16 protein-coding genes are annotated in these 19,169 nt (G+C 74.0%); 10 read left to right on the top strand and 6 right to left on the bottom strand.

The genetic code is table 11. The features are described from left to right. Positions 1-93 precede the first annotated feature (93 nt). Entirely contained in the window at positions 94-591 is a 498-nt protein-coding gene (locus HS045_RS28230) for a (2Fe-2S)-binding protein (RefSeq protein ID WP_196454563.1), read from the top strand. Positions 592-657: 66 nt separating this feature from the next. Further along, positions 658-3,060 (top strand): aerobic carbon-monoxide dehydrogenase large subunit, encoded by a 2,403-nt coding sequence (gene cutA / locus HS045_RS28225; protein ID WP_196454562.1) that lies wholly within the window; start codon positions 658-660, stop codon positions 3,058-3,060. 36 nt (positions 3,061-3,096) lie between these two features. Here the strand turns inward: cutA and HS045_RS28220 are convergent, their stop codons facing one another. From HS045_RS28220 to HS045_RS28210, 3 genes are all read right to left on the bottom strand, one after another. Next, a complete protein-coding gene (locus HS045_RS28220; protein ID WP_196454561.1) occupies positions 3,097-4,359 on the bottom strand; it encodes an MFS transporter in 1,263 nt (420 codons plus the stop codon). Between the two features lie 78 nt (positions 4,360-4,437). Continuing rightward, positions 4,438-5,373, bottom strand: coding sequence for a cytochrome d ubiquinol oxidase subunit II (gene cydB, locus HS045_RS28215; protein WP_196454560.1), 936 nt, complete (start codon positions 5,371-5,373; stop codon positions 4,438-4,440). Positions 5,374-5,382: 9 nt separating this feature from the next. Further along, entirely contained in the window at positions 5,383-6,828 is a 1,446-nt protein-coding gene (locus HS045_RS28210) for a cytochrome ubiquinol oxidase subunit I (RefSeq protein WP_196454559.1), read from the bottom strand. 319 nt (positions 6,829-7,147) lie between these two features. Between HS045_RS28210 and HS045_RS28205 the strand changes: the two genes are divergently transcribed. From HS045_RS28205 to HS045_RS28185, 5 genes are all read left to right on the top strand, one after another. Then, positions 7,148-7,660, top strand: coding sequence for a hypothetical protein (locus HS045_RS28205; protein WP_196454558.1), 513 nt, complete (start codon positions 7,148-7,150; stop codon positions 7,658-7,660). Between the two features lie 204 nt (positions 7,661-7,864). Continuing rightward, positions 7,865-8,677 (top strand): hypothetical protein, encoded by an 813-nt coding sequence (locus HS045_RS28200; RefSeq protein ID WP_196454557.1) that lies wholly within the window; start codon positions 7,865-7,867, stop codon positions 8,675-8,677. 387 nt (positions 8,678-9,064) lie between these two features. Next, a complete protein-coding gene (locus HS045_RS28195) occupies positions 9,065-10,153 on the top strand; it encodes an acyl-CoA desaturase (RefSeq protein WP_196454556.1) in 1,089 nt (362 codons plus the stop codon). 122 nt (positions 10,154-10,275) lie between these two features. Then, entirely contained in the window at positions 10,276-11,019 is a 744-nt protein-coding gene (locus HS045_RS28190; protein WP_196454555.1) for a carbon monoxide dehydrogenase subunit G, read from the top strand. 43 nt (positions 11,020-11,062) lie between these two features. Further along, positions 11,063-11,965 (top strand): hypothetical protein, encoded by a 903-nt coding sequence (locus HS045_RS28185; protein WP_196454554.1) that lies wholly within the window; start codon positions 11,063-11,065, stop codon positions 11,963-11,965. 86 nt (positions 11,966-12,051) lie between these two features. On the opposite strand, the gene HS045_RS28180 is transcribed toward HS045_RS28185, so the two are convergent. After that, complete coding sequence (locus HS045_RS28180) at positions 12,052-12,813, bottom strand: TetR/AcrR family transcriptional regulator (protein ID WP_196454553.1); 762 nt, start codon at positions 12,811-12,813, stop codon at positions 12,052-12,054. Positions 12,814-12,969: 156 nt separating this feature from the next. Further along, positions 12,970-13,599, bottom strand: a complete 630-nt coding sequence (locus HS045_RS28175; protein ID WP_196454552.1) for a thymidine kinase — start codon at positions 13,597-13,599, stop codon at positions 12,970-12,972. A 152-nt stretch (positions 13,600-13,751) separates the two neighbouring features. On the opposite strand from HS045_RS28175, the gene HS045_RS28170 reads away from it, so the two are divergent. After that, entirely contained in the window at positions 13,752-14,201 is a 450-nt protein-coding gene (locus tag HS045_RS28170) for a hypothetical protein (protein ID WP_196454551.1), read from the top strand. 115 nt (positions 14,202-14,316) lie between these two features. Here HS045_RS28170 and HS045_RS28165 read toward each other — a convergent pair whose 3' ends face one another. Beyond that, positions 14,317-14,982, bottom strand: coding sequence for an AIM24 family protein (locus HS045_RS28165; protein WP_196454550.1), 666 nt, complete (start codon positions 14,980-14,982; stop codon positions 14,317-14,319). Positions 14,983-15,206: 224 nt separating this feature from the next. Between HS045_RS28165 and HS045_RS28160 the strand changes: the two genes are divergently transcribed. Together HS045_RS28160 and HS045_RS28155 are read left to right on the top strand one after the other, a co-directional pair. Next, positions 15,207-17,282, top strand: coding sequence for a hydantoinase/oxoprolinase family protein (locus HS045_RS28160; RefSeq protein ID WP_196454549.1), 2,076 nt, complete (start codon positions 15,207-15,209; stop codon positions 17,280-17,282). Beyond that, on the top strand, positions 17,279-19,114 hold the full coding sequence (locus HS045_RS28155; RefSeq protein WP_196454548.1) for a hydantoinase B/oxoprolinase family protein: 1,836 nt from the start codon (positions 17,279-17,281) through the stop codon (positions 19,112-19,114). Before HS045_RS28160 ends, HS045_RS28155 begins: the two co-directional genes overlap by 4 nt. Positions 19,115-19,169: the final 55 nt, after the last annotated feature.

The raw sequence follows: 19,169 nt of genomic DNA, 5'->3' as shown, positions 1-19,169 counted from the left end.
GCGGGTGACGGCGGGTGACAGGGCGGGGAGCAGGGCGGGTGACGGCGGGTGACAGGGCGGGGCGCGCCGGGGCCGCGGGGCGGGAGGGGGCGCATGGGTGAGGCGGCGCACGAGATCGCGCTGACCGTCAACGGGGTGCTCCGGCGGACCCGGGTGCCGGGGCGGCGGCTGCTGTCGGACTGCCTCCGGCACGACCTGGGGCTGACCGGCACGCACGTCGGCTGCGAGCACGGGGTGTGCGGGTGCTGCACGGTCCTCTTGGACGGCGAGCCGGTCCGCTCCTGCCTGATGTTCGCGGTCACCGCCGACGGGCACGAGATCACCACCGTCGAGGGGCTCGCCGACGGGGCGCGGATGTCGCCGGTGCAGCGGGCGTTCGCCGAGTGCCACGGCCTGCAGTGCGGGTTCTGCACCCCCGGGTTCCTGTGCACGGTGACCGCGCTGCTGCGCGAGAACCCCGCGCCGAGCGGCGAGGAGGTGCTGGAAGGCCTGTCCGGCAACCTGTGCCGGTGCACGGGCTACCAGAACATCGTCAGGGCCGTGCACCGCGCGGCCGAGATCATGGCGGAGGAACGGGCGGAGGAGGCGTGACGCCCCGCAGACCCGCGCGGCCCGCCGAGCGCCCCCTCGACGACCCCCGGTGAGGAGCGCGGCCCGATGACCACGAGACCGTTCGGCGAGGCCGTCCAGCGGCGCGAGGACCCGCGGCTGCTCACCGGCCGGGGCCGCTACCTGGACGACCTGGGCTCCGGCGCGCTGGCCGCGGCGTTCGTCCGCTCCCCGCACGCGCACGCCGTCGTCCGCGACATCGACGTGGCGGACGCGCTCGACGTGGACGGGCTGGTGGCGGTCTACACCTGGGAGGACCTGCCGGAGCGGCTGGCCCGGCCGCTCCCGCTGCTCATCCCGCACCCGGCGCTCACCCACGGCCGCACCGCCCTCCCGCTGGCCCGCGACCGGGTCCGGCACGTCGGCGAACCCGTCGTCATGGTCGTGGCCCGCGACCGCTACCTCGCCGAGGACGCCTGCGCGCTGATCCGCGTCGACTACGACCCGCTGCCCGCGGTGGTCGGGCTGGAGGAGGCCGCGCGGGGGGAGCGGCTGGTCCACGACGACGTGCCCGGCAACGTCGGCGCGCACCTGGTGCAGTCGGTGCCCTCCGCCGACGGGCGCGAGGCGGGGGAGGCGATCGCGGCCGCGCCGCACCGGCTGGAGTTCCGCCTCGACATCGAGCGCAGCGCGTCCATGCCGCTGGAGGGCCGGGGGGTGTACGCCCGCTGGGACGCCGACGACGCCTCGCTGCGCGTCTACTCCAGCACCCAGACCTCCACCAGCGTGCGGATGGCCCTGGCCGCCACGCTCGGCCTGCCGCTGCCCAAGGTCGAGGTGATCGCGCCCGACGTGGGCGGCGGGTTCGGCGTCAAGATCATGCATCCGTGGCCGGAGGAGGTCCTCGTCCCCTGGGCGGCGATGCTGCTCGGGCGGGAGGTCAAGTGGACCGAGGACCGCCGCGAGCACTTCACCTCCTCCGCGCACGAGCGCGCCCAGGCGCACTCCGTGCGGGTCGGCTTCGACGACGACGGCCGCGTCCTCGGCCTGGACGTGACGATCCTGCACGACCACGGCGCCTACACGCCGTACGGGATCATCGTGCCGATCATCACCTCGACCCAGCTGCCGGGGCCGTACCGGCTGGGGGCCTACCGGGTCGCGTTCTCCTCGGTCTACACCACCACCGTGCAGGTCACGCCGTACCGGGGGGCGGGCCGCCCGCAGGCGGTCTTCTGCATGGAGCGGACGATGGACCGCATCGCCGCCCACCTCGGCCTCGACCGTACGGCGGTGCGCGCGGCCAACCTCATCCAGCCCGAGGAGTTCCCCTACGACCAGGGGCTGACCTTCCAGGACGGCCGGCCGCTGGTCTACGACAGCGGCGACTACCCCGAGTCGCTGCGCCTGCTCAAGGAGCTGATCGGCTGGGACTCCTTCGCCGCGGAGAAGGAGCGGGCCGCGGCCGGGGGGCGGCGGCTGGGCATCGGCATCGGCTGCTACGTCGAGGGCACCGGCGTCGGGCCGTACGAGGGCGGCCACGTGCAGATCACCTCCGACGGCCGGGTGCACGTCTCCACCGGGCTGACCTCGCAGGGCCAGGGCCACGAGACCGTCTTCGCGCAGATCGCCGCGACCGAGCTGGGCGTGCCGCTGGAACGGGTCTCGGTGGTCACCGGCGACACCCGCAGGTTCGGCTACGCGGTCGGCACCTTCGCCTCCCGGGCCGCGGTGATGAGCGGCAACGCCATCGCCCTGGCCTGCCGGAAGGTCCGCGAGAAGGCGCTGCGGATCGCCGCCGAGGCGCTGGAGGCCGACCCGCGCGACCTGGAGATCACCGACGGGCTGGTGCACGTCGCCGGGGTGCCGGGCGCCTCGGTCCCGCTGGCCACCGTGGCGGTTCTGGCCAACCCGCTGCGCTACGCCTTCGACGACGAGGCGGCCCGTGCCACGCAGTTCGCGGGCGCGTCGCCGCCGGACCGGCCGCCGGTCGCCGAGGGCGAGGAACCCGGCCTGGAGGGGCGCGGCTACTACTCGCCGATCCGCTCGACCTTCGCCTCCGGCATGCACGCGGCGATCGTGGAGACCGACCCGCTGACCGCCGAGATCCGCATCCTGCGCTACGCCGTGGTCCACGACTGCGGCAACCTCGTCAACCCGATGATCGTCGAGGGGCAGATCCACGGCGGCGTCGCCCAGGGCGTCGGCGGCGCGCTGTACGAGCGGATGGTCTACGACGGGCACGGCCAGCTGCTCAACGCCTCGTTCATGGACTTCCTGATGCCGTACGCCACCGAGGTCCCGCACGTGGAGACCGCGCACCTGCAGACCCCGTCGCCGCTCAACCCGCTCGGCATCAAGGGGGCGGGCGAGGCCGGGGTCATCCCGGTCTCGGCGGTGATCGCCTCGGCGGTCGAGGACGCCGAGGGCATCCCGGTCATGAAGATGCCGATCTCCCCCTCGGAGCTGTTCGACCTGCGCCGGGCGGCCGGAGGCCCCCAGGCGTCCTGACGTGCGGGACCTGCGGGACCTGCGGGACGGGTACGGCTACGCCGCCCGGTCCGCCGGATCGCCGGCCGGTTCGGCGGCCGGCAGGTCGCGCATCCGGCGCAGCGGGGAGAGCAGCAGCGGCACCGCGGACAGCAGCCCGAGCAGCACGCTGATCCAGAGCGTGGCCCGGACGTCGAAGACCTCGCCCAGCACGCCTCCGACGAGGCCGCCCAGCGGGAGCACGCCCCACACGACGAACCGGATGGTCGCGTTCATCCTGCCGAGCAGGTGCTCGGGGGTGACGGCCTGACGGAAGCTGACCTGGCCCACGTTGTAGACGATGACGCCGATCGAGTTCATGAACATGCCGACCGCGTAGAGCGCGAGCCTCCAGTCGAGTTCGGCGAACGGCACCAGCAGCATGAACGGGTAGAACACCACGGCCGAGAGCCAGATGACCCGGGCCGAGCCGACCCGGCGGCTCAGCGGCCCCACGAGCGCCACGCCCACCAGGCCGCCGACGGCCGTCACCGAGAACAGCAGGCCGATGCCGGCCTCGGAGAGGCCGATCACCCGGACCAGGAAGATCATCGAAACGGCGTTGAGGATGCCGTTGGCGAAGTTCGCGGTGGCGGTGGCCGCGGTGATCATCCGCAGGATCGGGTGCCCGGCCACGTACCGGAGGCCCTCGCCGATCTCCTTGGTCAGCCCCCGCCGTTCGGAGCGCTCCGGGACCCGCTCGGCGGCGTCGATCCGGCCCAGCAGCAGCGCCGAGCCGAGGAAACTGACCGCGTCGGCCAGCACCGCGACCGGCGCGGTGAGCACCTGGATCAGCCAGCCGCCCGCGCCCGGACCGGCCACGCCCGCCGCCGAGCGGACGATCTCCAGCTTGGCGTTGCCGTCCACCAGCCGGTCGCGCTCGATCAGACTCGGCAGGTAGCTCTGGTAGGCGATGTCGAAGAAGACGGTGGCCAGGCCGGTGCCGAGCGCCACGCCGTACAGCTGGGGGAGGGTCAGCGCGTCCAGCCACCAGGCGAGCGGGACCGACCCGAGCAGGACGGCCCGCGCCGCGTCGGCGGCGACCAGGATGCGGCGGCGCGGCATCCGGTCCACCCAGACTCCGGCGGGCAGGCCGACCAGCAGGAACGCCGCCGTCTCCGCCGCCACCAGCAGGCCGGTCTCGAACGGGCCCGCCTTCAGCGCGATCACCGCGACGAGCGGGAGCGCGAGCAGGCTGATCTGGGTGCCGACCTGGCTGATCACGTCGGCGCCGAACAGGAGCATGAAGTTGCGGTGCCGGAACAGGCTGGGGGAGCTCACCGGGGCATGGTGGCCCCCGCGTGGTGAGGAGTCAACCCCTGGTCGCGGTTGGCTGCCGGGCCGGGCCGGACCGGGTCTTCAGGACGTCTCGGCGGTCAGGCGGCGGCGGAAGACCCAGTAGGTCCAGCCCTGGTAGCCCAGCACGAACGGGAGCGCGATCAGGCCGATCCAGGTGAGCACGCCGAGCGTGTACGGTCCCGAGGCGGCCTCGGCGACGGTGAGGCCGGGCAGCGGGGCGGGCCACAGGGCGGTGAACAGGGCGGCGCCGGTCAGCGCGACCGACGAGGCGGTGGCGGTGAACGCCCAGCCGTCCCGGCCGCGCCAGGTCAGCGCGGCCCCGGCGGCCAGGGCCGCCATCGCGGCCAGCGCGCACGCCCACGGCCACGGGTCGGCGCTCCACTCGGCGGCGGTCGTGGAGGGGATGCCGGACAGCGCCGCGATCCCGACGGGCAGCACCAGCGCGGAGGCGGCCAGGGCGGCGCGGCGGGCGCGGGCGCGCACCGGGCCGGAGGTCTTCAGGGCGAGGAAGACCGCGCCGTGCAGCAGGCAGAGCGCGAGCGAGAACACCCCGCCGACCAGCGCGGCGAGCGCGTCGTCGTGCAGCAGGTCGGCGAAGAGCGCGCCCCACAGGAAGGCGGGCAGCGCGCTGCCGATCCCGACGCCCAGGTCGCACCAGGCGCGCTCGGAGGCGCGGGCGACCTTGCCCCGCCACTCCAGCCCGACCCCGCGCACGATCAGACCGGCCAGGACCAGCACGATCGGCAGGTAGAACGCGCTGAGCAGCCCCGCGTACCAGGCGGGGAACGCGGCGAACATGGCGCCCACCGCGCTGATCAGCCAGACCTCGTTGCCGTCCCAGACCGGGCCGATCGTGGCGAGGGCCTGCCTGCGCTCGCCCTCGCCCCGGGAGACCAGGGGGGCCAGCATGCCGACGCCGAAGTCGAAGCCCTCCAGGACGAAGAAGCCCGTCCAGAGGAAGGCGATGACCGCGAACCAGAGGGTCGTGAGTTCCACGGGGACTCCTCAGTACATCAGGGTCGGCTGGAGGGCCCCGGCCGCGTCCCGGCCGTCCGCGCCGCCGGGGGGAGGCACGGCGGGCGGCGCGGGCTCGGGGCCCGCCGTGACGTGGCGGACGAGCAGGACGGCCTCGGCCGCGGCGAGCAGGCCGTACAGGAGGGTGAAGACCGCCAGGGAGACGGCCACCTCGGTCAGGCCGACACCGGGGGAGACGCTCGCCGCGGTGAGCAGCTCGCCCTGGACGGTCCAGGGCTGGCGGCCGATCTCGCTCAGCAGCCAGCCGGCGGTCATCGCCAGGAACGGCAGCGGGAGCGCCAGCACGAAGGCCCGGGCGAGCCAGGACGGCAGCTCGCGCTCCGGCCCCGGGACGCGGCGGCGCCGGCGGGTGAGCCAGAGGCCCAGGACGGACAGGGCGACCACGGTCAGCCCGAAGACGATCATCACGCGGAAGGACAGGTAGACCACGGGGACGTTCGGCCGGTAGTCGCCGGGGCCGAACCGCCGGGCGAACTCCTCCTGCAGGTCCTCGGTGCCCCGGACGACGGCCTGCGGGTCGTTCGCGGCCAGCAGGCTGAGCAGCGCCGGCACCTCCAGGCCGGGCACGGGGGAGAAGGCCGCCCCGGCGGTGTCGCGCTCCAGCCCTTCGGCGGCGGCCAGCTTCATGGGCTGCTGCTCGTGCAGGAGCTTGCCGGAGGCGTCACCGGTCCCGGCGACGACCGCGCCCGCGAGCGCCGTCATGACCAGCGCGGCCCGCACCGGGGTCCGCCACATCGCGGTCGCGCCCCCGGCGCCGCGCCGCATCGGGACGGTGCGGTCCGGGTCGGCCCTGCGCTCGGCGAGGATCCGGTGGCCGCAGACCGCCAGCACGAACCCGCCCGCCACCACGAACGCCCCGGCCACCACGTGCGGGACCTGCGCCAGCGCGGTGGAGTTGGTGAGCACGGCCCACAGATCCGTCATCCGCGCCCTGCCGCCTGCCACCTCGTACCCCACCGGGTGCTTCATCCAGGCGTTGGCGGCCAGGATGAAGTAGGCCGACAGGTTGGAGCCGATGACCGCGGCCCAGATCGCGGCCAGGTGCACCCGCTTGGGCAGCCGGTCCCAGCCGAAGATCCACAGCCCGAGGAAGGTCGACTCCAGGAAGAAGGCGAGCAGCGCCTCCAGCGCGAGCGGGGCACCGAAGACGTCGCCGACGAAGACCGAGTACGCGCTCCAGTTCATCCCGAACTGGAACTCCTGCACGATGCCGGTGACCACGCCCATCGCGAAGTTGATCAGGAAGAGCTTCCCGAAGAACTTCGTCAGCCGCAGGTAGTGCTCCTGGCCGGTGCGGTGCCAGGCGGTCTGCAGGCCGGCGACGAAGACGCCCAGCCCGATCGTCAGCGGTACGAACAGAAAGTGGTAGACGGTGGTGATCCCGAACTGCCACCGCGCCAGGTCCAGTGCTTCCATGCCTCTCCCCCTGCGGGACTTCAGCTCTACAGGCTGTAGTTCTACATTTAGTAGTACTACAGCCTGTAGAGCAACGGGAGGGGGAGGCGCCGCGAGCCGCTGCGATCCTCGTCACACGGCCCGGCGGGGCCGCCCTTCCCCGCCGGGCCGGATGGTCGTTCCCGGGGCGCGGGGGGCCGCGGTCGTGCCCGCCGCAAGCGCCCGTAAGAGGGGTGTAAGCGGCGGTACGGGGGTCTGCAAGCGCCCGGCCGTACCAATGACCCGAGAGCCCAGGGGGGACCGGTACGGAGCCGGGCCGAGAGGGTGACAGGGAGAGATCATGATGAAGCGACTGACCACCGGCCTGCTGGCCACCGCCGCCGCCACCGCCGCCTTCGCGCTCGCCGTCCCGGCCGCCGCGCAGGCCGCCACCCCCGCCGCCGCGCCCGTCGCCGCGTCGGGCTACGACTACGAGGACTTCTGGGGCTCCTACTACTCCGGCAACCACAAGGCCAAGGCCAACGGGTGGATCGGCGTCGACTGGAACCACCACCAGACCTCCAACGAGGTGCACCTGCGCGGCAAGGTCTACGACCTCGACCACCGCACCTACCGCCAGGGCGGCAAGTGCGCCCTCATCAGGGTCCAGGCGCACCGGTTCGACGACCACCACGGCCACTGGGCCGAGAAGGAGACCTACCGGCACTGCGGTGCGGGCGGCTACAAGAGGTTCCACTTCGCCGCCGACGACGTCGACGCCGTCCGCGTGCAGGTCTGCCAGGTCGGCCCGCGCAGCTCCTACGCGACCCGCTGCGGTGACTGGGAGTATCTGTACACCGCCGAGTCCGAGTGATCGTATCTGCCGGGAAAGCGCCCGCCCTCCGTGTGGAGGCGGGCGTTTTTCCTGTTCAGCCGGTTCGGTGTAAATATCAACCCGGATGGCTATAAGTAGGGACACGGGAGGGCTGCAACTACATTCCGTTACCAGCGACCTCCGTCCTCGGGGAGCCGGAGACGTCATCCGGCGCCAGGGACGGGGGCCGAAGGGGAGATGATGATGAAGCGACTGACCACCGGTCTACTGGCCGTGGCCGCCACCGCCGGAACGCTCGCGTTCACCGTGCCGACCGCCGTCCAGGCGTCCGCGCCGGCCGCGGCACCCGCCGCGTCCGCGGCGGACCGCGCCGACTCGTGGGGTCCGTACTACTCCAGCAACCGCAGGGCGTACGCCCGGGGCACGGTCGACTACGAGGGCGGCGGCGCCTACCTCGTGTCGGGCGGCGGCATCCGGGTGAGGGGCTATCTGTACGACCGCGACTACCGCACCGGCGGCCAGGGCGGCATGTGCGCCTACGCGCAGATCCAGGGATACCGCTCCAGCGGCTACGGCTACGGCGGCTCCACCGGCTGGGAGCGCGGCCGGACCTACCGGCACTGCGGCACGAACAACTACCGCACGATGGACTACTCCAGTGAGTACGCCACCCAGGCCCGGATCCGGATCTGCCAGGTCCGCCAGTACGGCGGCCGGCCGACCTACTGCGGCGCGTGGCGCTACTTCCGTGACTCGGACTACGGCGGTTACGGCGGCTACGACCGTTCCGGCGACCAGCCCGGCTACGACCGGTCCGATGACAGGCCCGCCTCCTCCGGCTACCTGCCCGGCGTCTCCGGGCAGACGCCGGGTTACCTGCCGAGCAGCCTCAGCCAGCCGAACAGCATCGAGCTGGAGGACGACGCCGAGCAGAACCTCGACCGGTCCTCGGACCGCGACCACGGCTACGCGCCGGAGCACGCCCTCGACCGGGTGCCCGGCCAGGCCCAGGGCTACACGCCCGGCCTGAACGCCGTCGAGCGGCCCGCCAACTGATCGCGGTTCCCGGACAAGGACGGCCCGTTCCCGCTGGGGGCGGGCCGTTCCGCGTCCGCGGCTCCCCCGTGCCCGGCGGGCCGCCCGCCGGTTCCCGCCGCCGGTTCCCGCCCGTCCCCGGTGCCCGCCGCCGGCGCCTCCCCCTCCCCGGCGGCGCCGGCCGGCATCCGGGGCGGGTGCGTGGATCTTGGCTAGGGCCTTCCCATGGTGGATCATCGCTGTGGTGATCCACCGTCGCGCCCACAGCGGAGCCGGGAGGACGGGGCCGTAGGGGAGGTGGGGCCAGCCCGACCATCATTCGGGGTGCGGGCAGGGGTTCATGATCCGGGCTGCCCGGAAATCCTGGGGAGTGGACCCGTCCAGCATGCGCAGAGCCGAAGGAGAGCCATGACCGATGTCACGACCGCCGATGCCGGAGACCGGACCAGGGGAAGCGACTACGCCGCACTGTCGCGCAGGATCGCCCAGGAGGGCCTGCTGGAGCGGCGCCCCGGTCACTACGCCGTACGGCTCGGCCTGGTCGCCGCCCTCTTCGCCGGGGGCTGGACCGCCTTCTTCCTGATCGGCGACTCCTGGTACCAGATCCCGGTCGCGCTCCTCCTCGCCGTGGTCTTCGCCCAGGTCGCCCTCCTCGCCCACGACCTGGCCCACCGGCAGGTCTTCCGCTCCCGGCGCTCCAGCGAGATCGCCGGACTGGTGGTGGGCAACCTCGTGATCGGCATGAGCTACGGCTGGTGGATGGACAAGCACACCCGCCACCACGCCAACCCCAACCACGAGGACCACGACCCCGACGTCTCCCCCGAGATCCTGATCTGGTCGGAGCGGCAGGCGCGGGCCAGCCGGGGGATCGCCCGGTTCATCGGCCGCTGGGAGGCGTTCCTGTTCTTCCCGCTGCTGACCCTGGAGGGGCTCAACCTGCACGTGTCGAGCTTCCGGGCGCTGCGCCGCCCGTCGCTGCGGAACCGCGCGGTCGAGGGACTGCTGCTGGTGGTGCACGTCGCGGCCTACCTCGGTGCGGTGTTCGCGGTGCTCCCGGTGGGCAAGGCCCTGGTCTTCCTCGCGCTGCACCAGGCGGTCTTCGGCGTCTACCTCGGCTGCACGTTCGCGCCCAACCACAAGGGCATGCCGATGCTGACCGGCGAGGACGAGCTCGACTTCCTCCGCCGCCAGGTCCTGACCTCCCGGAACGTGCGCGGCGGATGGCTGGTCGACAACGCCCTGGGCGGCCTCAACTACCAGATCGAGCACCACCTGTTCCCCAGCATGCCGACCCCCAACCTGCGCCGGGCCCAGCCGATCGTCCGGGCCTACTGCGAGGAACTGGGCGTGGCGTACCTCGAGACGGGCCTGCTGCGCTCGTACGCGCAGGCGCTGCGGCACATGCACGCGGTGGGCGCGCCGCTGCGCGCGGGGCGCCGCGTCACCCCGCCGGAGGCGATGGCGGGGGCGGGGGCGGGCACCCCGGCGGACTGACGGCGCCCGGGCGCTCCGACCGACGACGCCCGGGTGCGCCGGCGGACTGACAACGCGCGGGCGCGCCGCCGGGCAGATGTTGCTGTTACCCTCGCGGCCGGGCGCTGCCTAGGGTGCTGAACGTGAAGGTCGCAGGCAGCGCCGTGCTCGGCGCCGACAGAGATCGCGTGTGGACCGCGCTCCAGGACCCGGCCGTGCTGGTGCGCACGATCCCGGGGTGCGAGCGCCTGGAGGAGACGGGGCCGGACACCTACCGGATGACGGTCACGGCCGGAGTGGCCTCGATCAGGGGCCTCTACCAGGGCGAGGTCGCCCTGCGCGACCCCGACGCCCCCGGGCGCTTCGTGCTGCGCGCCCGGGGCCAGGGCGCGCCCGGCACGGTGGAGGCCACCGTGGAGGTACGGCTCAGCGAGACCGACGGCGGCACCCGGGTCGACTACGACGCCGAGGCCGTGGTCGGGGGCATGATCGGCGGGGTCGGCCAGCGCGTGCTCGGCACGGTGGCCAGGCGGACCGCGGCCGAGTTCTTCGCCGCGGTGGAGCGCCACCTGGCCTCCGGCGGAGCGGCCCCGCCCTCCGCCGTGTCCCCTGCCGTGTCCCCTGCAGCGGCCCCCGCCGTGGTCCGAGCCCCGGATGCGGCGGCCGTCCCCGGCGCGGGGGACTCCGGGCCCGCCGTACCGGAGGGCGCGCGGCCGGTCCGGGTCTTCCAGCGGACCGCCGCGCCGCAGGGACCGCCGCAGGGACCGCCGCAGGGACAGGGCGTTCCCGTGTGGACGGTCGTCACCGCGTTCGGCATGGGCGCCGGCGTGGCGCTCGGCAGCGCCGTGATCGGCTGGCTGCTCGGCCGCGCCGGCCGCAGGGGCTGACCGGCCCCTCGCGGCGGGAGATCTTCCGGCGTAACGTGGCGGTATGCGCGAGGCACGTGCGGAGGACGCCCGGACCGAGGCCAGACGACTGATCCGCGATCTCCTGGGAGAGGAGCGGCTCTCCGCCGCCGCCCTGGTGCGCGAGGCGGAGACCGCGCTGGGCGCCGAGCGCGTCGCCCGCTGCGTGGAACTCGCCCGCGGGGCGCCGTTGACCCGCCGGTCCGCCGAGCTGGCCTCGCTGGCCGGGCTGCTGGTCGGGACGCGCGAGCTGGGAGCGCGGTGGTGGGAGCGGGCCCGGGGCGGAAAGCCGCTCACCCCCGACGAGGTGCTCGGTTCCGCGACCGCCGTGGAGCCCTGGACCGACCTGACCGTGCTGGAGATGCTCACCGCCTGGATCGCCGACGACGCCGCCGACCGCAGGTGGGGAGCGCCCGCCGCGGCCGTGGACCTGAACTCCTGGCAGGCGGAGGACCGCGTCGTGCTGTCCGGCGGGGCCGCCCCCGGCGGCAGGGTGGTGCTCTCCTTCGACGCGGGCGGGCGCCTGGACGCCCTGGTGGTCCGCCGCCCGGACGGCGGCCTCGGCTCCACCCTCGACTTCGACTCGCTGCGCTACTCCCGTCCGGCCGAGGCCCAGTGGAGCTGGGGTGTGGCGGCCGGTCTCGGCCCGCACCCCCTGCCGGAGGAGGACCCGAGCCCGTACGGCACGCCCGTGGACGCCGGGGCCGCCGGGACGCTGCGCGCCTGGGCGCTGCGCCACGGCGCCACGGCGGCGCAGGCCGGTCCGGAGTGGCGGGTCAGGGGCGACGTCGTCGCCGCGATCGAGCGGGTGGACTGGATGTGGCGCAGCGGAGAGTGGTTCGCCTGGTGGCGGGCGGTCTCCGCGCTCGTCGACGGCGACCCCGTGCAGCTGGACGCCCGCCTGGCGGAGATCGCCGCGGGCTCCTGATCCGGCCCGTCCCCGGTTCCCGCAGGCGGGCCGTGGCGGGGTCCGGCCGTCGGCGGTGACGGCGGGGGGCGGCGGGGTCCGGTCCGTCACCTGCCCGCGATCAGCGCCGCCACCCCGTCGAGGATGCGCGCCAGGCCGAAGGCCAGGGCGTGCGCCGGGTCGGCCGCCCCCTGGTGCTCCCGGCCCGCCGCCTCGCCGACCCGGGAGGCCACGGGGAACCGGGAGGCGTCCATCACCTTGTCGAGCAGCGGGGCGTTGACCGTCCACCACTCGGTCTCGCTCATCCCGCTGTCCCGCTGGGCCCGCGCCATGCCGGCCCCGAGCCGGGCGGTGCCCTCGACGTGGGTCAGGACCAGGGCCAGGACGGAGTCCATCTCGACGTCGGACAGGCCGACGCCGTCCAGGGGACGCAGCTCGGCCTCGTACTTCAGCGAGGCGTTCGGGCCCAGGGCGGGCCGGCCGCCGGGGACCTGCAGCATCCAGGGGTGGCGCCGGTAGAGGTCCCGGTTGCGCGCGGCGACGAACTCCATCCCGCCGCGCCAGCCGCCGGGCTGCGCCGACGGCGCGTCCACGTCGTCGTAGAGCCGCCCGTAGGCGGTGTCGACCATCAGGTCGGTCAGCTCCGCCTTGCCGGGGACGTGCGTGTAGAGCGACATGGTCCCGACCCCCAGCCGCTCGGCGACCCGGCGCATGGAGACGGCGTCGAGCCCGTCGGCGTCGGCGATCCCGATGGCGGCCTCGACGATCGCGCGCACGGTCAGCCCCGACCGCCCCGGTCTGCTGTGCGAACCCCACAGCAGGGCCAGGCTGCGGGCCGGATCCGCCTCGGAGGCCCTCTTTCCGCTCACGGAACGAACTCCCCATCCTCGTCGTCGGCTCCATCGTAGCCTTTTCGTACTACGTACGGTACGACGTACTGAACATGTGCGCCGCCGGGGCGGACGGCCGCCGGGCGGAACCCGGAGGAGCCGAGGCTCCGGCGACACCGGCGCCGACCCGGTCGCTCAGCTCACGCCGAGGTCGCCGGAGCGGTAGTGGCGGCGGCAGAGCACCTGGTAGCGGACCGGGTCGGCGCCGGTGTCGCCGATGACGACCTGCTCGCCGGTGCGGACCAGCGCGCCGTCCACCACGCGGGCGTTCAGCAGGCCGGGACGGCCGCACCAGCACAGCACCTCGACCTGCAGCCGGCTGATCTCGTCGGCGAGCTCGAACAGGCGCTGGGCGGCGGGGAACATCCGCGACCGGAAGTCGGAGGCCAGGCCGAAGGCGTAGACGTCGATGCCGAAGTCGTCGGTCAGGTCGGCGAGCTGCTCGATCTGGGCGACGGTGTAGAAGCAGGCCTCGTCGCAGATCACGTAGTCGATCGGCGTGCGGTCGGTGACCAGGGCGACCAGGTCCAGTTCGTCGTCGACCTCGACCGCGTCGCTGCCCAGGCCGATCCGGCTGGTGATCCGCGGCCCGCCGGAGCGGTCGTGCTTGGTCAGGACCATCCCGCGCCTGCCCTGGCGGCCGTGGTTGTAGTTCATCTGCAGGGCCAGTGTGGACTTTCCGCAGTCCATGGGGCCGAAGTAGAAGCGCAGGACCCCGTCCCGGTTCGCGATGGGGACGGGGGAGAGCGCAGACGATTCGGTCACGACGGGCCAGCTTAGCGGGTTTGCCCCTAGTGTTTGAGCAGGGATACAACTGGTAGGAATGCCAGGTCCCGCGTAGGTCGAGCCCGATTCGGCTTGCCTTTCGACAAAGCGTGGGAGATTCCTCCGGCCGACAGCAACATGGGAGCAAACCTGTGACGACCGCCAAGACCCCGCCCCTGCCGCCGCCGGCGGCGGCGCCCACGGCGCCGGTGACCAAGATCCCCACGGCGCCGGACCACGGTGAGATGCCGCCCGCGCTCGCGGCGATGATGACCGAGGACGAGGCCGTCGCGGCCAAGGCCGAGGCGGCCCGCTGGCGGTACGGGTTCTACGTGGTCCTGACGGGCCTGATCGTCATCCTGGTCGGGTTCGTCGTCGTCGCCATGCGCGACGGCGGCGGCGGTGCGCCGTTCGCCGGCCTCGTCGGGGTGTCCGGGGCGATCATCGGAGCCTACTTCGGCGTCCAGGTCGGGCAGTCCGGCAAGGACCGGGTCGAGGCCGAGCTGCGCCGCACGAACGAGATGGCGATCCGGCTGGCCGCCAAGGTGCACGCGCACGACGCCGACGCGGTGATCGGCTCCATCATGGGCCGCCGCCGCTGATCCGCCGCGCCGTGTCGGGCCGCCGGCCGGATCCGCGTCCGCGGACCGGTCCGGCGGCGCGCCGGCCCGGCCCCGCGTCTGCGGGACCGGCCCGGCCCCGCGCCTGGGCGACCGGTCAGCCCCGCGCCTGCGCGACGACCGGGCCCTCGCTGGCCTGGACCAGGACGAAGCCCTGCCCCTGGAAGGCGAGCTGCACGGCCTCGCCGCTGCCGCGCCCGATGAGCGCCCCGGCCTTGAACGTGCGGTTGATGCCCACCTTCAGCCCGGCGCTCCAGCAGACCGCCGACTGGCCGTCGGCGAAGGTCGGGCCCCAGGAGGTGTCGAGCAGCGCCGGTGAGCCGTGCGCGGTGACCGCCACCCAGCCGGTGCCGGAGACCGTGGTGTTGAACAGGCCCCCGCTGGCCATGCCCGCGCCCTGCACCCGGTTGATGTCCCAGGCCAGCTGCGGATCGAAGGCCAGCAGGTTCGTCCCGTTGACGGTGATCGCCTCGTTCTCCAGATAGAACAGGTGCACGTCCTGGGCGTTGTCGGCGAGGAGGAGCGCGCCCTGCCCGCGGACCCGCATCAGTGGCGCGCCCTCGCCGGTGACCATCTTCTTCAGGAACTTGCCGACCCCGCCGCCCTCGTAGTCGAAGTCCATCTGCCCCTGGAACGCGACCATCGAGCCCTGCCGCGCCAGCACCTCCCCGTTCAGCTGCACGCGCAGCATCTTGGGGTTCTGCAGGGTGAAGTGGCCGGGGACCTGGCCCTGGTCCAGGTTGCCGAAGAACGAACTGCGCACGGGGGAGCCTCTTTTTGCGGTCGTACGGGACGGTCATCTGTTCAGCGGTCGGGGCGGCCGGGGAGTTCCCCGGTACGGGCCCCACCGTACGCCGCCGTGCGCCGCCGTACGGCACCGGCCCGGGGACCGTGCGGGGAGCGGGGGCGAGTTGCCCAAGGACCGCGGCGGGTTTCGGCAGGGTGCGCCGGTTCGCGGGCTCGGCGCGACTGGGTAGACACGGGGGCATGCGCAGCGTCCGTATCGGCGTCGACACCGGGGGCACGTTCACCGACGTGGTCATGGTGGACGAGCAGACCGGCCAGATCACCGCCACCAAGACCCCCTCCACCCCGGCCGACCCGGCGGAGGGCTTCATGGCGGGCATCCGCAAGGTGCTCGGCCCGGCCGGAGACGGGGTGACCGTCTCGGCGGTGGTGCACGGCACCACGGTCGCCACCAACCAGCTCCTGGAGGACCGCGTCGCCGACCTCGGCTTCGTCACCACCGAGGGCTTCGAGTCCGTCCTGGAGATCGCCCGGCAGAGCGTCCCGGACGGCTACGGCAACTCCTACTTCTGGGTGAAGCCGCCCCGGATCGTCCCGGCGCACCGGGTCAGGACCGTCGGCGGGCGGCTGGACCCCACCGGCGCCGAGGTCCGGCCGTTCGACGCCGAGGGGGCCGTCGCCGCCGCCCGCTGGTTCCGGGAGCGGGGGATCACCGCGATCGGCGTGTGCCTCCTGCACTCCTACGCCGACCCGGCGCACGAGCTGCGCATGCGCGAGGTGCTGGAGCGCGAGCACCCCGAGGCGGTCGTCTCGATCTCCAGCGACGTGCTGCGCGAGTACCGCGAGTACGAGCGGTCGGTCACCACGCTCGTGGACGCCGCCGTCAAACCGACCATGCGCCGCTACCTGGCCCGCCTGTCGGAGCGCCTCGGCATGCCGTTCTCGGTGATGAAGAGCAACGGCGGCGTGCTCTCGGCGGCCGAGGTCGTGCACCAGCCGATCACCACCGTGCTGTCCGGGCCGGCCGCGGGCGCGCTCGGCGCCGCGCTGGTCGCCTCCGCCGCCGGGCACCGGTCGGTGATCACGCTGGACGGCGGCGGCACCTCCACCGACGTCGCCGTCGTGCTCGACGGGGAGCCGTCGCTCACCACCGAGGGCGGCGTCGGCCGCTACCCCTGCACGATCCCGATGATCGACATCGTGACCGTGGGCGCGGGCGGCGGGTCGGTCGCCCGGATCTCGCCCGAGGGCACGCTCAAGGTCGGCCCGGCCTCCGCCGGAGCCGACCCGGGGCCCGTCTGCTACGGCCGGGGCGGCGCCGAGGCCACCGTCACCGACGCGCACGTCGTCCTCGGCCGGATCCCCGCGCACCTGCTCGGCGGGGAGGTCCCGCTCGACGCCGCGGCGGCGCGGCGGGCCGTGGCGGCGCTGGCGGCGAGACTCGGGCTGACCTGCGAGCGCACGGCGACCGGCATCCTGGAGATCAGCGCCTTCAACCAGGCGAACGCCGTCCGCCGGATCACCGTCGGACGCGGTCTGGACGTGCGCGACTTCCCGATGGTGGCCTTCGGCGGCTCCGGGCCGCTGCTGGTCTGCCGCCTGATCGACGTCCTCGGCCTGCCGTCGGTGATCATCCCGCCCGACCCCGGCAACGTCTCGGCCTTCGGCCTGCTCACCGTGGACGTCAAGAACGACTACGTGCGCACCTTCGTCACCCGCGACCTGACCGAGGAGGCCGCCGCGCGGATCCTCGGCGAGCTGGAGGATCGGGCGGCCGGGGCGCTGGCGCGCGAGGGCTTCACCGACCCCGTCCTCGCGCGCAGCGCCGACCTGCGCTACGACGGCCAGGCCTACGAGGTCCGGGTGCCGGTTCCGGCCGGGCCGCCGGACGCGGCCTGGCGCGCCGAGGCGGTGGACCGCTTCCACGAGGCGCACCGCGCGCTCTACGGGTACGGCTACCGCGACGACCCCCGGCACGGCGTCGAGTGGGTCAACCTCCGCGTCTGCGGGATCGGCCCCATCGCCCGCCCGGTGATCGCCGAACACCCGCCGCGCGGCCCGCACGACCCGCCCCCGGCCCCGGCCGGCAGCCGCCCCGTGCACTTCGACGAGGACCGGGCCCCCGGGGAGGACGGCCGCAGGGACACCCCGGTCTTCCGCCGCGGCGACCTGCGCCCCGGCGACGTGGTCCGCGGCCCCGCGGTGGTCGAGGAGTACGGTTCCACGCTCCCGGTGCACCCGGGCTTCACCGCCGAGGCCGACCGCCGCGGCAACCTCGTGGTCCGCCGCGAGGCCGGGCGGGGAGGACACCGGTGACGGCCGCCGACCCGGTGCTGACGGAGATCGTCGAGGGCACGCTCGCCTCGGTGGAGCGGGAGGTCGAGACCGCCATCGCGCGCACCGCCCGCTCGCCGATGATCCGCGACGCGCACGACTTCCGCGCGGGCATCCACGACGTGCGGCTGCGCAAGCTGACCGGCCGGTCCTACTCGGCGCTGGTCCAGCCGGTCGTCCGCGACTTCCCGGTGGCGGAGATGAACCCGGGAGACGTGTTCTTCCACAATGACGTCTACCTGTCGGAGGGCGGCATCGGCCACCTGCCGGACCTGTGCGTGACCGTCCCGGTCTTCCACGGCGGCGAGGTCGTCGCGTTCGTGCAGGCGTTCGGGCACCACGACGACATCGGGGGCTCCTGCCCGGGGTCGATGCCGTCGGGGGCGCGCAGCGTGTTCGAGGAGGGGCTGATGGTCCCGCCGATCAAACTCTGGGACCGGGGCGTGCCCAACCGGGCCGCCCTGACCATCATGACGCGCAACTCCCGGACGCCCGACGCGCTCGCCGGCGACCTGGACGCCGAGTGCTCGGCCTGCCTGATGGGCGCGCGGCGGCTGGCGGAGCTGTTCGACCGCTACGGGCGCGCGGCGGTCGAGGCGTGCTTCGAGGCGATCCTGACCACGACCACCGAGACGTTCCGCCGGGAGCTGCTGGCGAAGATCCCCGAGGGCGTCCACGTGTGGGAGGACTACGCCGAGCACGACGGCGTGGACGCGCCCCGGCTGCACGCCCAGCGCATCACCCTCACCGTCGACCACGCCGCCGAGCGCCCCCTCGTCATCGACTTCACCGGGACCTCCCCGCAGGCCAAGGGGCCGATCAACCACGCGGGCGACTACGCCGACGGGGTGTTCCTGAAGAAGTGGCTCGCCCCGATCCTGCGCAACCTCGCCGACACCCCCGAGCGGATGGCCGAGCTCGACGTCAACGAGGGCGTCGTCCCGCTGATCGAGATGCGCTTCCCGGCCAAGGGCACGCTGCTCACCCCGGTCTTCCCCGCGCCGACCAACGCCCGCACGTTCGTGATCCTGCGGCTGCTGGGCGTGCTGGCCGGGGCGCTGGCCAAGGCCACCGGCGGGCGCATGCCCGCCGACCAGGAGACCATCCGCTACACCGGCGTGCACGGCACCGGCGCCGACGGCGCGCCGTACCTGATGCGGGAGGTCCTGGGCGGCGGCTCCGGCGGGCGCTGGTACGCCGACGGGGAGGACGTGATCCACGTCGTGCCCGACTCGCGCACCATCCCGGTGGAGTTCGCCGAGTCGCGCTGGCCGCTGCGGGTCGAGCGCCTGGGCCTGGCCGTCGACTCCGGCGGCCCGGGGCTGCACCGGGGCGGCCTCGGCTACGACAAGCACATCCGGATGCTCCGTGACGCGTCGTTCATGTCCATCGCCGACCGCTCGATCCTGTCCTGCTGGGGCGTGAACGGCGGCCGGGCCGGGCGGCCGTTCACCGTGGAGATCGAGGGGCGGCCGATGGAGGGGCTGGTCGACGACGCGCCGGTCCGCGCGGGCGAGGTGATCCGGATCCGCACCACCGGGGGAGGGGGCTGGGGCTGCCCGCTGGACCGTCCGGCCGAGGCGGTGGCGGCCGACGTCCGCGACGGCAAGGTCTCGGTGCAGGGCGCCCGCGACGACTACGGCGTGGTGCTGTGCGGCCCGCCCGGCGACCCGCGCGTGGACGCCGAGGCCACCGCGCTCCGCCGCGCCGGGCTGCGCGCCCTGCTCCCCGGGCGGGCCCCGTTCTTCGACCGCGGGCCGGGCTTCCCCGCGCTGTCGGGCGGCCTGCCGTACGCGGAGGTGGACCTCCTGTGACCCCTGTCCGGCGGGCGGCCCGGGGCAGAATAATGATCTACAATGTAAAGGGGTG

The organism is Planomonospora sp. ID82291 (assembly GCF_015711645.1).
In the GTDB taxonomy this organism is placed as follows: domain Bacteria; phylum Actinomycetota; class Actinomycetes; order Streptosporangiales; family Streptosporangiaceae; genus Planomonospora.
Note: the sequence above shows the minus strand (reverse complement) of the source record. Positions and strands in the feature narration are given on the sequence as shown.